The sequence below is a fragment of the Halomonas huangheensis genome (assembly GCF_001431725.1).
In the GTDB taxonomy this organism is placed as follows: domain Bacteria; phylum Pseudomonadota; class Gammaproteobacteria; order Pseudomonadales; family Halomonadaceae; genus Halomonas; species Halomonas huangheensis.
Genome location: NZ_CP013106.1, coordinates 2,598,073 through 2,614,401 on the forward strand (window position 1 = coordinate 2,598,073; position 16,329 = coordinate 2,614,401).

Genomic DNA, 16,329 nt, shown 5'->3' on the forward strand with positions numbered 1-16,329 from the left:
TTACAATAGCCATACAACAGCACGACAGGAACAAGATTTATCATGATGCACCAGGAAGAATTAGGTATCAAGCGGACGGACTTCGTTGTTATCTCTTTGCCTCCGCGCGATGCCTTATCTCCTCAACGCTGGACCTCTACTACAGGATGTAAGGCAAAGAGTGAGCGTTAAGATTGCTTGACGCTGGTAGACACCCAGTTAAAGGCGGAGTGACGCAATACCAAAGCATACGCATAGAGTCCTTGAAGATCGTATAATCTATAGAAGTCACTCTTTCCTATCGGGAGAGGGTTATTATCCAGAAGTTCATCCGGGAGCAAAGATAGGGTCATCAAGCTGCAGAAGCAGGAGGCGACACATCGAAGATCCGTGCCGACAACCAAGCCGCCTCGCCAGCACAAGCGATAACAAGCTGGTCTGCCATTTTGGTATCGGCGATTCGACTATTCACCGTTGGCGGTAGTGAGATGATGTCTATGACTGCCTACATACGTAGCACAACTTGCTGGCCATGCTGACAACCGAATATAGCTCCACGTGCTTTTTAATAATTATGCCTCGATGATCAGCTAATTTTGGCCCGCGAGCTCCCAAGCCCTCGGATGTAGCATTCTGACTTGCACCGCATGTTCAAGCGACGTGAAGAGCCCAGCACTCACGGAGTTAGCTCGGCAAGATTTCGGCGGTAATGAGGTACCTCGACACAAGCCTTCATCGTTCGTGACGGTCTCTGGATCAAGTCTCAGAGCCAGGATCAGGCTGCCTGGCAATCACTCGCCAATAATGAGTGATCAGACCACCAACAATGATGTTGTGCACATACACCCCACTCCAGAAGGAAAGGTAGGCCTCAAACTGGTTGATGATGATCCAGTAGATAAAGAACACCGCGCCGAACAGGACCATATCGCCGGGCATGACACCTTTCCGCCACGCCCGCCAGGTGCTGCGTCCGATCCACCAGGCCAGGGTTGCCACCAACACCACACCCATCAGGCCATACGAGACAAAGACCTCGAGAAAGGTATTGTGCAGGTGTCCATAGTGCTCTCGCGTGTACTCCGGTAGCCACTCCGTCTCTTCGACGGCCAGGCTGCGCCCATTCTCGCCCCACCCCACCAGAGGACGCTCCTCGATCCACTGGGCTGCGGCAATCCAGGTGTGGACACGATTACCGATACTGCTCTGGTAGGGCACCGCATCGATATTGCCTTGCATCAACTCGGCAATGATCTTGTTCTCATCCCCCAGCCGTCGCTCGACAACCCCATGAAACTCCAGCCCCGCCAGCACTACCACAACCAGCGCACCCACCAGAGCTACTGCGGATAACCGTGCTGCCTGCCTTCTATGCTGACGGGAGTAGTTCCACAGCAGTGCCACCACTGCCATGATCGGCAGTATCAGCGCCAATGCCAACCAGATAGCCCTTGTCTGAGTGATGACCACCCCTGTCAGACACATCATAAGGGCAATAAACCAGCCAATGCGCCGAACCATCGCCCAGCGGCCTGATGCCAGCAGACGCCGGGAGAACGCCAATACCCCGAGAAGACCTGAGCCGAAGAACATCGCCGTGTGTTGAGCGTTCTGCAGCTCGAAATCGACACGTTCCCCATGCAATCCCACTAGCCACTGATCAACCCCGCCTCCCGTAACCAGACAAGTCACCAGCAGCCCCGACAATGCCAACCCCCAGAGAATGAGAGTTGCACGCGTACTACCACCAAGCCACCAGGCCACACCGATGAACAGGAACCACTTGGCCATGCGATCGAGTTTAGGATGATCGGGCATCCACTCGGGATGATGCCAATAGCCGAGGGTCCAGGAGATCGACTGCACAACAATCGCCCCGAGCAACAGCCACAAGGCCCCGGAAGAGCGCAGATGCGTCCCGCAGGCAAGCACACAGCCCAACCCCAGAACTCCCATCAAGGTCCCGCCGAGCTCCCCTACCTGTGGCCAGAGCAGACGCAATGAGCCATACACCATGAGACTCGTGAAACCGACCCACCAGAGCACTCTGGGAGAGTGCCATGGGTCTTCAGTCTGTCCCATCATCCACTGCCGCATATCATTTGCTGTTTTCATCGCTACCATGGCCGCCAGAAAAATCTCGGAGCTTCGGCATCGCTCCTGCTGAATACTCGATCCAAAAACGCCGCAGGCGCCTCGAGGGCGCCTGCGGGACTATACCACCGGCCCTTGCCGACTACCTTGCACCAAAGCCGGTAAAGATGGTCTTCAATGTCTTGAAGGCAATCAACACATCGATCCAGAGCGAAAAGTGCTTGATGTAGTAAAAGTCATACTGCAGTTTCTTGCCCATCCCCTCGGCTTCCGCCGCATAGCCCTGCTCCACCTGTGCCCAGCCGGAGATACCCGGACGCACCACATGGCGATAGCTGAAGAAGGGTACATCCTGCTCATACTTTTCCGACAGTGCCACGGACTCCGGCCTGGGGCCGATAAAGCTCATCTCACCACGAAGCACATTGAATATCTGGGGAAGCTCATCGATTCTGTATTTGCGAATGAACCGCCCCACCCTGGTGATCCGAGGGTCATCGTCGGGGAGCGTAAAATCCTCACCGCCAGGCTCGTGATACATGCTACGAAACTTGTACATCTTGAAGGGCCGCGCCCGATACCCCATGCGCGGCTGAAGAAAGAGTACCGGGCCTCGGCTATCCAACTTGATAAGCACTGCGACAACCGCCAGCACTGGCAGCAGAACCGGCAGGAACAGCACCGCGGCAACGACATCAATACCTAGTTTGCAACCCGCATACATCGATGAAGGCATCAAACTACCGAACTCGTTCTCGGATAACCGATCGACCCTCACCCGTCCACTGATCGATTCGTGGATCTGCTTGATATGGTAAACGGGGATACGGCACAGGGTGCAGGTAGCAAGAAACTTTTCCCACTCAGCAGGCAGGTCATCGGCCCGCAAATCGGCGACGACACCGTCAACTCGCACGCCCTCAAGGTCAGGCCTCTCGAGCCAGCGCAAGTCGACCTGCGTGGTTCCACGCAACTTTCTGGCGTCACCAAAGGGCACAATCGCCAACTTCAAGCAGCGATAACGTCGCCCAACAAAATAGCCTACAAAGCACCAGAGCAACGAAACGCAATAGCCCGCGAACAGCACCTGGCGCGTATATTCCTCACGTGTGAAAAAGAGCACCGCCACCGCAAGAAGAAACATCACGGAGACAGTCGGAGCTATATAGGCAGCCACCTGAGAACCAGGAAACCGTGCCATACGCCGGAGTGTCAGCACGGTCGCAATGAAGGCACCGGTAAGGGCATAGATGGTATTGGTGCGCACATCCGGTAGGTAGTGCCAGAACTCCCACCCCCAGCGCTCAAGAGACGGTAGCCCTACCACCAGCGGCAACCCCACCACCAACTGGAATGTCAGGCCCAGCAGGATCTTTTCATACCACCGAGAATGACGGCGCTCATAATCGAGACTCACAGACGATTTCCTATCCACATCGCGCTGCGCTTGGCGCAACAACGCGTCTTCCTGCCAAGAGAAAAATCAAGCACGTTAGAATAATAATTTATTGTATAACAGTTAGTTAACCATCACGATGCGTATCCAGGATATCCTCCGCCATATCAGCCATAAGTCGGGCCCTATGGTAGCACGCCACAAAGTCATCACGCTTGCAGGGACGCAGCTCCAGCTGCTCCAGAACCTGGACCGCAGATACGGCATCACACGGCGGAAACACCACTGCGTTGTCGATCTCCTGGCTCACAAAGCCTGCGGCATACCCCGCCAACCCGGCCCAGATTGGCTTCCCTGTGGCGGCGTACTCGAACAGCTTGGAGGGTAATACGCGCAGGAAGGCCGGCATGTCGTTGAGGTGCAGGAAGAGAATATCAGCAGAACGATATTCGTCCATCAACGCATCACGACACAGCGGGTCCAGTAACTGAACGTTGCTGATACGCCTTGCCTGCAACGCCTCTCGCAACGCCTCCTTGCCCCCGCCATCACCAATCACCATGAACTCAAGGCGTTCGGCAGTACGCTCAGCCAACTCCGGTAGGATGCGATCCAACCCCTGGCCGGTGCCGATATTCCCGGCGTAGACCACGCGTAGGCGATCCTCGTGACCTGACTCCTTGTCACCTGACACTTCGCTGACAGGTACTTCATTGCCAGGTGCTTCATTGCCAAGCACTTCATTACCGGTCGCTTCACTACCAGATACCTTAAAGCCGGCTCCCATATCACTACTGGAAGCAAACAGCTCGTCCACGCCGTTGGTAAACCAGGAAAAGCGCCGCGACGGATATCGCGCCTCGAAGTAGCCAGCAAAACCGGGAGACACCAGGTTGATCTTGTCTGCCTGGCCCAGCGTCCAACGCTCGATGGGGCTGAATACTGCGCTCCCCAGCCTGCGCATTCCTTTCGGCAGGACGTAGCGAAGGTTCTCGACGAAGATATCGCGGATATCCAGATACAGGGCCGCCGACTGGCGACGGGCGATACAGGCGCCAAGCGTGGCCGTCATCAAACGGGAGGACGTGGCCACCACAAGATCATACTGCTGCTCCTTCACCAACCTATTGACGGCCCGAGCGTAGCTAATGAACGCGCGGGCCTGATCCAGCATACCGCTCTGGTGAGAAGGCAGCGCTACGCGATATACACTCAGCTGCGGACCGTGCTCGGTTTCCGGCGCAGCAGCAGAGAACGAAGCGTAACGATTGGGCAGGGTCGTAATGACATCAATTCGTGCATCATCCGGCAGCCTGGGCAACATGGCCTTGAGCAGCGCCTGGGTACGGAACGAGCACGCGCTCAGGTCCGGGGGGTAATAGAAACTCAACAACAGGATGTTCAAATAATGCCTCACTCAAGCTCATGATTAACCTGCCAATACCCTCTCGTAGAGCTTGACCAATGCCTGCTCCTGCTCCTCCCAATTGAGGTGCTGGGAGGCGATACCAGCGTTTTGTGCATAGCGCTTCCGTAACGCTGGATCCTGAACCAGGGTATTCAGTGCCTCGGCCAGCGATTCGCTGTTACCGGGCGTGGTGAGTATACCCAGATCGTGCCTGCGCACGACCTTGCTGATTTCCGGCAGGCTAGACGCCACCACCGGCAACCCCGCCACGACATACTCAAACAGCTTGTTCGAGTCCGTCGTGAAATGATTGAGACAGGTATTCTCGATCGGCTGAACACCGATATCCGCCGAGGCGGTGTAATACGGCAACTCGCTCAACGCCACCGTAGGAATGAAGCGCACTCGCTCGGAGAGAGCAAGCTGCTCGGCGAGGCGCTGCAACTCCCCCTCCTGGCGGCCTCCGCCAATGAAAACGAAGTAGGCGCTGGGTACTCTGGCGGCGACCTCCACGAGACGAGGCAACCCTCTGCCCTGCTGCAAACCGCCCTGATACAGGATTATCGGCCAGGGCTGATCAAGCTTTAGCTCATCGCGAATTCTGGTGGACTGCTCGACTTGTGTCAGCCTGGGACGATTTTGCAGCACCAACGGCCGCGGTATGCCGTATGCCCGAGCGAAGAACTTGGCCCGCGCATCGGTGGTGGTGATCGTACCTACGGCACGCGGCATCAGTTTCTTTTCCACCCAGCCCACAACGCGACGAAAGCTCTTGTAGCCTTCACGATCGGTGCTGATTTCATGGGCATCATAGACAAGCGGCACACGAGCCAACACCGCAGCCAACCAAGCGGTCGGCAACACGTTAACGTCATGGGCATGAATCACCGTGGGGCGAGAGCGAACCAGTTGGTAAGTCAGCTCAAGGTGAGCCCAGCTCCGACCAACAATAGCCATCATTTGACGATACAGGCTGTTTGAGCTGGCTTGAGGCGCACTCCTTGAGACCGGTCCTTCAGTGTGTTTCCGTTGGCTCATTCTCGATAGCGGGCTACGAGCTACTCGAACAACTTCTACTCCCGACTCCAACCTCTCTCTCTGCCTAGTGACTCCCGGAGCATGCAAGGCATGCACAATAACTTGATGACCTGCCGACTGAAGCGTCTGAGCTTCCTTCAAGACCCGAGCGTCGTTAAGGAAGTCGTTCCATACAATCATGGAAATAGTGGACAAATTAAAATCCCCAGAATGAAAAATATTTCATACCGTCTCCTGGGGTACTGCTGAGGGAGTTCCCACACAGTCGAGGATCAGGGGAACCAAATCTAGCGCCGAAGCAAATTGCTGTCGTACGCATAATTTTTCCAATTCATACATCAGGGTAGCCAAGCACACATCCTTTTCCGCAACGTCTAATAGGGCTTTGCGCCCTCTCTTGGCTTCCGATAAAACCTCGCCAAGGCACTCGAGTTGCTTAGGTCCTACCGGCCACCCCGCTCCCAGTGGTTCCAGTGCCCACCGCCCCCAATGCACTGCAATAAATTCACCCACATCATCCTGGAAAATAGAATTTGGACCAATATCAGGATTTACAACAACCAGAGGAAGGCTTTTCAGCCGATCTATAATCTCAGGCTGCAGCGCAATAATTTTCTCTACTCGCTCAACGGATTCGACATTTAGCATCTCCGCCACCGTCCTTAATCGCGAGAAAACTCTATTATCAACCCTTTCCCAAAGCGGTGGGTGGGATCGACTATATCGAGACACCAGAGAGGTACTTGGACTCACGGAAGCTAAACGAGAGAACATCTTATTTCTTGCTTCACTAAACTGATCTTTGGAAAACTGATTCGCCCTACTAATATCCAATATATGGCAATGCAGTCCTTGAATATCCTCAACCCCAAGCAATGGCAAGGAAGGAAGACTACATTCATCTGTCAGCAATGTGGCTTCGTGGCGAGCCAAGGAGCTTTTCTTAATAGAAAAAAGTTTTACCAAGCACTCTTCTCTCAAATGACCTTTTTGGTCAACTTCTTCAACATGAAAGAAAGCCACATCCGAAACACCCACCTGAAGCCAATTAACTTTTATATCGCAAAAAGAACGATTAAAAACAACATTCAGCACGTCACAGATCCACTTCTCACGGCGAGGTGATTCAAGAAGGGACCAAAAATTTGTTTCATGCTTCTTTGCTTCTCCAACCAGCACATGACCATGGAAAAACAACGCATTAAGCTTCAACCGCTGGAGATAAAGCCCTCTTAAATCAAGGACAAGCCCTGAAACTCTCGAAAATCCCTGCCTCATCAAAATCAGCGATATGATTGCAACCAACAAACTAGGAGGAGAACCCCATAGAAAATCTGTCACAATATAGCTAAAAGCTATAAGAAATCCTACTCCAGTAACTGTACCAACAACTTTCCCCGGGACCTCGTCCAAACCAGTCTTAACACGTCCTCTGTAAGAGTACAAAAGTGCCAGCAATGAAAAAGATACCAGAGAATAAATCGAAAGAACTAGAAAAAGATCATAATAGAGCCAACAGAGACCTATCGAAATAATAAATATCAATATAACACTAGACAAACTCCTTGAATACCGCTGAAATCCTTGACGAGCTATTTCAGTCTGATTCTCAAACAAAGTCATTTTCTGACTTCTCTCTAAAAGAGAATCAGCTCCTCTCCCCGACCCATAGACCACTAGTTTTTCGGAAAACGAATGCAAAAAATAAAAGCAGACTGCCAGCACACTCAACGAAACAATCAACAAGTCTCTATCTATACCAGAAAAAAAATCTGGAAAATAACGTGGGACCCGGTCAGAGCCCAAAAGCATTACCACCTTGAGAGGTAGCAGTGACGCTACTACAATTGAGAACTGAGATACTAATGTAACAAAAACCACTGCTAAAGTAGCCCCAGGGACCACTCGAAAAATTTTTCTCCCTAAAGAAACCGACCATCTTAGCGCAACATAAATATTATTTATCAACTGACAACCCCTTTACAAAAATTGCCGCACAACCTAAAAAATAAAAATAAACTAACATAAATAAACCAAGAAAAGGAATGACAACAAATTATCAAAAAGCCACAATACTCACAATCATGATAATTATAAACAATAAAACGGAATAAAACCGAAAAGACAGGGGAAGAACGGGATTCTAAAAAAACCTAGGAATTACAAAAGGATCCTATCCAGCATAGAACTTTCCCATATACATTCCCCCACGAAACATCTTAAAGAATAAGCGTGCTTTAATTGTACAAAAGTGTATAAAACACGCACAAACCTGACTTCCATAGCAAACCATCGAAAAACAAGGCATCTTGACTGACCAAATCTTTAGACCAACCGAAACTCCAGCTTCAATTCAGAATCACTATAGGTTCAGCCTCTGCCAAAGTTAGCACTAGCACTTGGGGAGAGAAAACATCAATTCGACAGCTCTTTTTTTCGTAAAAGCTTACCCATTAACTTTAACAGAAAACGCTTAAATTCACTTCAGTCTCAAAGGCACAAAAAATTCACATCAATTTTTCCACTTATATCCACCCACGATTTGACAAGCTATCTCACTCAAGAACTCTCCTCCTCCACCATGACACAGGGAAAGCTCTCCCCCCTCATAGCACACGAGGTCTTTAACATCGCCAACTATGTCATCTGCACTAGACAGCAAAAGTTCTTTTTCTTGATCATTCCATTGAGATACCAATCTTTTATAATCTTCAGGGATTTTTGTTTTTGTTCCTCTTTTATTTCCCGCAATCGGGAAAATATATCTATTAAGGTAATTTCTTCGAAACTGCTCTACTTCTTTTTTACTGACGCGAGGTTTACAACGCTCCACCTCAACATTAATGCTACGAAGAATTTCAGCTGCCTCGTAATTCAAAGAGACATTTGACCTGCTATCATTTACAACGACGTCACTCAAGTCCGGCAAACCAACGACACCTGAAAAATCCTCCCACAACTGGTTCTTTGAAGTAGGATTCTCTGGGATAACTACAACCTTAACGGGAGAGAATTCCGACCATATTTTAACTGTTTTACCGTATGAATAAGTCCTCCACATCCCACTTCCGTCTTCTCTGTTTTTATCCAGCCGGTCAAAAAAGTCGGCTATAGATACCACCCCTCCTCCTTTTATATACTGCTGCCATGCTGAAGGAAGAGTTGTGAATAGTGAGCGTACCGTAACCACCACTGCATCAACCCCTCCTATTTCATCAATAAATTTAGCAGCTCCATCTCTCGACAAAGAGGACAATGCTTCTGAAGATATCACAATATCACCATCATGATATTCAATCTCATCTAGCATCTCTCTTCCGAGATCACGCCATTTTTTCTCGTTATCAGCCCAGTAGATGTCTGTCCCACATAGGCCATAACACGCATGCTGCTGGTTCATCAGCTTGCCAGGATATAACCACCCTTCTTTCTTTAGTGCTTTCCTATTCTCAAAAAGAACATTTTGAACATAAGTAGTCCCTGATTTCATTTGCCCGACATGAAGTACTTTTTTCATTTCAACGCCAATTAAATTTATGAACAATACCAAAGATCAATTCTTCCCAGCGCTCTGCAACACTCTCCAACGTATAAGAAGAAGGAAAGTTTAAGCCATGATCAACTTCTCCCTTTACCACTAGATCTCGAGCCTCCAAGCAATCACGTACAATGGAAGATTCCCCCCAGATATCCGCAGCCCCTTCCCAGCTCCAAATAACAGGGGTAGCTCCAGCAGCAATGCCCTCACCCACAGCCATATGAAATGATTCATGGTCAGATGGTGAAAAAATATATCCAATCATAGAGAACCACTGCGGAACATCATCTCCGGGCGGATCAAAAACCACTTTTCTCCTCAGCTTCGGACTACTATTAATTCTATTAAGCAGCTCTCTATAATACTTTACTTCATCTGGGCGCGATAAAATCCAACCATAATCAAGTGGATTCATCCCCTTAACTCTCAGGTTATATCTCTCGTCTTCTTCAAGAAGTTTTTCGAGAACATCAACGGCTCTATCTAGCCGTTTGCTCTTCGGTGCGGAACCGATCATTCCTAGAGAAAAATTCGAACCGCCTTGTTTCTTAACACCTTTAAACTTCTCAACATCAATGCCGTTTGGGATAACCGAAGTTAGCTCTTGATGAAAATCAAAAACTTCTATAGCCTGCCTTCTAGTGTGCTCACTGACAAATGCTATATGATCGATAGCATCCCACTTAGCGTGGGCCATATACGGCACTTTGGCTTCCTGAGCGTGAAACCGCGCAACCAGTCGCTGATGTGGCAGACGATGATGTGAATACCATTTGAGATTACCCAAACACCATTCACAGAAAATCACATCTGCCTGCGGCAATAACTCCAGGCTTTTCTTTTCATCATGGGAGTTGTGACCAGTCCATTGATCAACCAGGAACTCAAACTTTCCTGTTTCCTCGAGCCGCCTTTGCAAAGGCGTAAAGAACTTCAAGTCATGCCCCGCCACTAGCACGCGGATTTTCCGAGTTTCAGCCGGACGGTTGATATTATCTCTACCAGGGAGCGAACTCAGCCACTGACTCACCTCCGCCACACGGGTACCGAAAGTGTGTGTTTTGGCAACTGCCATAAGCTGATCAGCAGCAGTCTGTGCTAGTTCATCATCAGCTAACGCCGCATCAAGAGCATTGATATATTGCCCTTGAGTATTCGCAAAGAGCGGATAATTCTCTCCCAACAGCTCCTCATGAAGGGGGTTACGATTGATGATCGCACCACACCCGGCTCCACCGTATTCGAGAATCTTGGTGGAGTACTCCAAAGTATCGTTCATCGACTCGTCACGCCAGGAAAGCCCCACACGAGCCTGATGCAGCTCGATTTGAACGTCGTCCCGGGACATTGCTCCCAGCCACTTCAGCCCAGGCGTATGCTCCAACGCCCTTTTCATGCGTTGCTGGAAACCCTCTGAATCGAAATGAATCTTGTCCCCGATCATTCGAAGCTGTGCATCTGGGTGCTTACTATAGATCTCAGGCCATATTTCAGCCATCTCCAACGTCATCCAGTCAGGCTTGAACTTACCCGCATAGACAACCTGCTTCTGCCGTGAAGCTACAGGTAGAGGCTCACTTTCGATATCAGGAATGACAGGTGGGTATAGCTTGTATTTTACTTCTGGCAAACCGGGTACCAGAGCCTTCCAAAGATCCCGAAATCCAGATGTCTGGCAAAGAAGCTGGGCACACTTACGAGCAATCCTGGAAATTTCCTCTCGTTCAGATTCGCTATAATCTTCGACAGACTGAGGAATATCCGTCAAATAGATCCAGCACTTCTGGAACACCATTGGATTATCGAGCAGCGACTTGGCTATATCATAACCACGAACAACGATTACATCATAATCATTCTTTTGATCGAATTTGACCGCTACTTCGGCCATTTCCTGATGGTCGAGGCGCTTGGCAAGCATGCTACTGACAATTCCGGTTTCCCGAGCACCATTAATGATATTGACATTTTTGTGATCGCAAAGAGGCTGATATAACTCATCCCTACGCGGAGTACTCTTCGCTAGGAAATCGACCCTTGCCAACCCTGTCTCGGCAAATACCAGAGCAATGGTTTGCGCCCAGATGGATGAGCCATCTATGTAATTGAGATCTGGATTGGCACAAACAAGAACACGTTTCAACTCAGGCATCTTGCAGCTCCCCGCAGTTTCCTTGTGAGTGGTCGGCGGAGAACTCATCCGTGTCTGTACAGAACAGGCTACTTGATGATACCGAACGATCATCCGATCTCAGCCATTCCAGCTGAAACGCTTTCGGTCGCCAGATCGCCGCAGAGAGCCTGGTATCAACGTCGTAGCTGAATGCATCTTCACTGCAGGCCTTCGCCCACCCAGCGGCCTCTGGCTGATAGCTCATGGCATTCACCAGGTCCTGGAGATAGTACGTGCCATAACGGTGGCTGGAGGAAACCCTGCCTACTGCCTGATAGCCATTCTTCTCACTCTGCTGAACAGCCTCTGCCTGCTCCACAGCTGTCACCAGCTCCACCTTTTCAGGAGCGGCACTCATGTCACTGGAACTGGTAACTGGACTCTCGATCAGAAGCCGGAAGTTTCTGTAACGTTGACCTTGTGCAAAGCTCAACAGCTGATCCAGTTCAGCACGATGTTCAGCATGGGCTACCAACAGCAGCTCAGGTGTCGTATCGATGCGCTCATCTGAACCAATGATCTCGAACACGCTGTTGAGGCGATGAGCATATGTATGGCCGGAGAACACCTCACGAATTCCGGCGAGGCTTCTTCTCCGCCACTCATCATCATCATTGAGAAGCGTATGAATAGCCTCTTCGGCTTCTGCTTCAGTGCGTACCAGCCACACGGCATCAGAGTCGAACAGCTCAGCAATGCCACGGGCATAAGTGCTTACCACAGGAGTGCCACAGGCCATCAGCTCAAACACACGCCGCGAGAACATGGTCGGGGAGTCGGTTACCGAGTTGACGTTGAGGAATACTCGGTACCGAGAGTATTCCTTGCAAAGCTCCAGGTAAGGAAGGCTGCCACGGATGCCGCCCTGGTACTCCTCTGGGAATGGGAAGATGCCGGTGCCGTGGTTACGATCAAAGATATCCAGGCCATGCTTGTTCGCGCTTGCAAGAAGCCACTTCATGGCCTCACCACGCTCGGCATGTCGATTGCCGTACCAGCTTCCAGCAAAGCAGGACTTGTTCAACCGACCACGTAGAGGTGCGGGTTTATGCAGTGCCGGTTGGGCAGCAAATGGCAAGGCATGGACAGACTTGTTGCCTGTCCGCTTCCGGTAGGAGTCGACCATGTTCTGGTCGGTGGTGAAAATATGGTCCGCAAGACCCGCGGCTTCCATGAATTTGTCATGATGCACGGGATCTTCCTTGTTCCAGAAAACCGTTGGAATCTTCTCCTGCCGCGCCCACCCCGCCATCTGCTGAAGTTCCTGGCCAGGCTTGGTGTTGTAGGTACCGACTCGGTACTGCCAACTGCCACCATTTCCCTTCCAGGCGCTCTCGATAAATACCATCGCTGGGGGATATTTCCTTGCCAGCCCATACCAGTTATCAGGACGAGGCTGAAGCAACCGCAGGTCACTGCCGAAACAGCCCTCCGTGAACTCATCCATCACCGCTAGAACCACTGGTTTGCCATTGTCGGAGGGGGCAGGCCAGCCGAGTATGCTGATTTCCTCCGCAGCAGCCGATGGAGGGGTGAACAGCACTTCAGCGCCGCTGGTCGATCCCGGTCTGGCCTTGACACTATTGTGCTGCGAAGATCTCGACGCAGCCTGATCGAGACGCCGCTGAGCAGCTTGCGGTAGCGTCAGATGTGCGACCCGATGATACGGAATCCCCAATCGCGTCGCGGCCGGGACCACTATATTCCACTTGATATAGCGTAACCCCTGGCGCAGGTTGATCCGCCAATTCGATCCACTCCTGCTCGGCCTTCTGAGGCGCCATAGCCGTACCGGCAATTTCACCGCGTCAACCACAGATCCAGATGCGGCTTTTACATGTAGACCCGCCTTATATGCATGACTGGATTTCAGGGCGTAAAGCTGTTGGCAACCATCACGATACTTTGAATTTGCAGCGCGATACCTTGCGGTAATGTCATCATGCTGCTCACTCAACTGCCGGTATTGTTCACTCACATCTTGATAGCCAGCCTCGGAAACTCTCAGCTTGCCTTCCAGTTCGCCAATCTGTTGCTGAGCATTGATGAACTGTGACTCAAGCTCGTTATACCTTTCACGCTCCGTGCCAAGTTCTTCCTGAAGCGCCAAAATCGTCTGGTGCGCTTGATTCAGACTATCCTGTAGCTTATAAGAGCTATCCAACTTGCGAATTTCCTTTGCCAGCACATCGATTTTCTTGTTGGCTGAGTTCACATCATCGGCAAGGCCCTTGGCATTCTCATCAAACATCATCAACGTATTGATGATCTTGTCAGAGCCAAAGCGGTCAAAGTCAGCCGTCTTGCTTTCGGCCAACTTCTCATCAGACGACCTCTCAAACACAAAGAAGTCTGCAAAGGATGTATTGTTCGGGTTTATCGCCGAGAACGGGTAGCTATTGGGCACAGCTTTTACCAAGTTCCAGCCTGGATACCACTCTTCAACATCGCTCAGGACATCTCGAAAACGGACGTATCCAGAAGCCTCATTTATTCCTGCACGATTCCCCTGCTCACTACTGGCATTGCTGTAAATAATGACAAATTTTGTCGAAGCCGCGAAAAGGTGCTTCAAATAATATTCATACACCTCATCATTGGAGAGGTGATAGATCACATCAAGAGATAGCGCCAGTTCTGACTGCACGGAAGCAGGATCGAAACTCTCGGGTTTGTATACGTGGAAGCGCTTTGAGGAGTCGTGGGCAAACGTCTGCGAACAGTGTTCAATAATAGTTGGACTAATGTCCAATCCAGTATACTGAGGGTATTCAGCCAGAGAGAGCTGAGCCCCATCACCACAGCCGATCTCCAGCACCGACTGAATTTTGTTCTTCTTGACGAAATGATTGAGAAAGTGAGCCTTGAACCGGGCCAGACGTCCGTATGAGCCAGCACCACTATTTCTCCCCGATGCATACCGGCTTTCCCAATATCCAGCTACATCGAAGTACTTCTTGTGGCTTAGCTCAATACTCTCGACAACGTAAAACGGCCGTTGTTTCGGCTGTACTGGAGGCAACTTATAGCCAATAGCATGCAGTCTATTCTGTACCGACTCAGGCAGTAATCTATCATCCAGAAGAATAATGATCGGGCGCGCATCACTGCACTCCAACTGTTCGAAGACTTCCTTGTTCAACTCGCTCTGGCTGGAACTCAGGATAAGTACACTGCACTGGTCCAGTACGTCACTCGTATCGGGGACACCGGTGTGAAGGGCTTCGGATGGAATTCGCACAGACAAGGCCTGAAGCAGAGATTCGTTGTCTCCGACAAGCCAGTAGTTCCCGCCCAACCCAAGCTCATCAAGGAAATCGCACAGTTCGTGTTCCAGGTTCACCTTCTCCATTACAACCCTGCTCAATGATGATTTATAGGTCAGGCAGCCCAGATACCACGGCTGTCAATGAGATAGCATCCTTCCAGCTGCTGTGCTGCAATACTCTTGAACGGCTTGTGATCTACCAGCAGTACAACAATATCCGCGCTTTCAAGCGCATTTTGTGCCTCAACCAATGCGCACCCTTCCAACTTGCCAGCAGGCAGCGATTCGATGTTGGGCTCGACAATCAACGTATGTCCGGGATTGGAAGCAGCAATTTGCTGCGCGATGGCGAGAGCAGGACTTTCGCGCAGATCATCGATATCCGGCTTGAAGGCCAGACCAAAGCAGGCAATGGTGACTTGCTTGGCAGTTTTTTCCGGGTTAGCGGAAAGGAACTTGCCTACCGCTTCGTTGACCTTGTCGACTACCCACTGTGGCTTGCCGTCGTTCACCTCTCGGGCGGTGCGGATCAATCGCGCTTGTTCAGGCGTCTCACTGACGATAAACCAGGGGTCAACGGCGATGCAGTGCCCACCGACACCAGGGCCAGGCTGCAGGATATTGACGCGCGGGTGACGATTGGCGAGGCGAATCAGCTCCCAGACATTGATATCCAGCTTGTCACAGATGATGGAAAGCTCGTTGGCAAAGGCGATGTTTACATCACGGAAGCTGTTCTCGGTGAGCTTGGCCATCTCCGCGGTGCGCGCTGTGGTGGTGATGCACTCGCCCTCCACGAAGATTCGGTAGAGAGCGGTAGCGGCTTGAGAACATTTGGCGGTCATACCACCGATAACTCGGTCGTTCTCTACCAACTCCCTAACTACATGGCCAGGCAACACCCGCTCAGGGCAATGCGCCACACGGATATCCGATTCCTCACCATGGGTTTGCGGGAAGGTCAGGTCCGGACGCGCCTCAGCCAGCCACTCGGCCACCTGTTCCGTCGCTCCTACGGGAGAGGTCGACTCGAGAATCACCAGGTCGCCTTTCTTGAGCACCGGGGCAATCGCTTTGCTGGCCGACTCGATATAGCTCAAATCCGGGACATGCTCATTACCGTTTTCGGCCTTGAACGGAGTCGGCACTGCAATCAAGAAGGCATCTGCGGGCTCCGGGGTGGTCGTCGCTCGCAGATAATCTTCCTTCACTGCGGCATGCACGATCATGTCCAGCTCAGGCTCGACGATATGTATCTCGCCCTGGTTGATGGTATCCACCGCATGCTGATTGACATCGACACCGACCACCTTCTTGCGGCGTGATGCAATCACAGCAGCAGTTGGCAAGCCGATATAACCCAGGCCGATGACGGAGATAGTTTTGAATTCCATGAGATATCAATCCAGATAGACAGAAGGATGACGATACTGGT

The 16,329-nt window shown here is 51.0% G+C and carries 9 protein-coding genes; all 9 read right to left on the reverse strand.

Annotated features, from left to right (window positions below):
* Positions 1–735: 735 nt before the first annotated feature.
* On the reverse strand, positions 736–2,064 hold the full coding sequence (locus tag AR456_RS11395; protein ID WP_236995502.1) for an O-antigen ligase family protein: 1,329 nt from the start codon (positions 2,062–2,064) through the stop codon (positions 736–738).
* 151 nt (positions 2,065–2,215) lie between these two features.
* Complete coding sequence (locus tag AR456_RS11400) at positions 2,216–3,490, reverse strand: exopolysaccharide biosynthesis polyprenyl glycosylphosphotransferase (protein WP_031206926.1); 1,275 nt, start codon at positions 3,488–3,490, stop codon at positions 2,216–2,218.
* Positions 3,491–3,596: 106 nt separating this feature from the next.
* Positions 3,597–4,886 (reverse strand): glycosyltransferase family 4 protein, encoded by a 1,290-nt coding sequence (locus tag AR456_RS11405; RefSeq protein WP_202903922.1) that lies wholly within the window; start codon positions 4,884–4,886, stop codon positions 3,597–3,599.
* Positions 4,887–4,898: 12 nt separating this feature from the next.
* A complete protein-coding gene (locus tag AR456_RS11410) occupies positions 4,899–6,095 on the reverse strand; it encodes a glycosyltransferase family 4 protein (RefSeq protein WP_031206925.1) in 1,197 nt (398 codons plus the stop codon).
* Positions 6,096–6,137: 42 nt separating this feature from the next.
* Positions 6,138–7,883, reverse strand: coding sequence for a hypothetical protein (locus tag AR456_RS21295; protein WP_155829116.1), 1,746 nt, complete (start codon positions 7,881–7,883; stop codon positions 6,138–6,140).
* Positions 7,884–8,427: 544 nt separating this feature from the next.
* Positions 8,428–9,432, reverse strand: coding sequence for a hypothetical protein (locus AR456_RS21300; RefSeq protein WP_155829113.1), 1,005 nt, complete (start codon positions 9,430–9,432; stop codon positions 8,428–8,430).
* A 1-nt stretch (position 9,433) separates the two neighbouring features.
* Positions 9,434–11,605, reverse strand: a complete 2,172-nt coding sequence (locus tag AR456_RS11430; protein WP_021817250.1) for a glycosyltransferase family protein — start codon at positions 11,603–11,605, stop codon at positions 9,434–9,436.
* Positions 11,598–14,978 (reverse strand): glycosyltransferase family protein, encoded by a 3,381-nt coding sequence (locus AR456_RS11435; protein WP_021817249.1) that lies wholly within the window; start codon positions 14,976–14,978, stop codon positions 11,598–11,600. The genes AR456_RS11430 and AR456_RS11435 overlap by 8 nt, the downstream gene beginning before the upstream one ends.
* A 29-nt stretch (positions 14,979–15,007) precedes the next feature.
* Entirely contained in the window at positions 15,008–16,288 is a 1,281-nt protein-coding gene (gene wecC, locus AR456_RS11440) for a UDP-N-acetyl-D-mannosamine dehydrogenase (protein WP_021817248.1), read from the reverse strand.
* Positions 16,289–16,329: the final 41 nt, after the last annotated feature.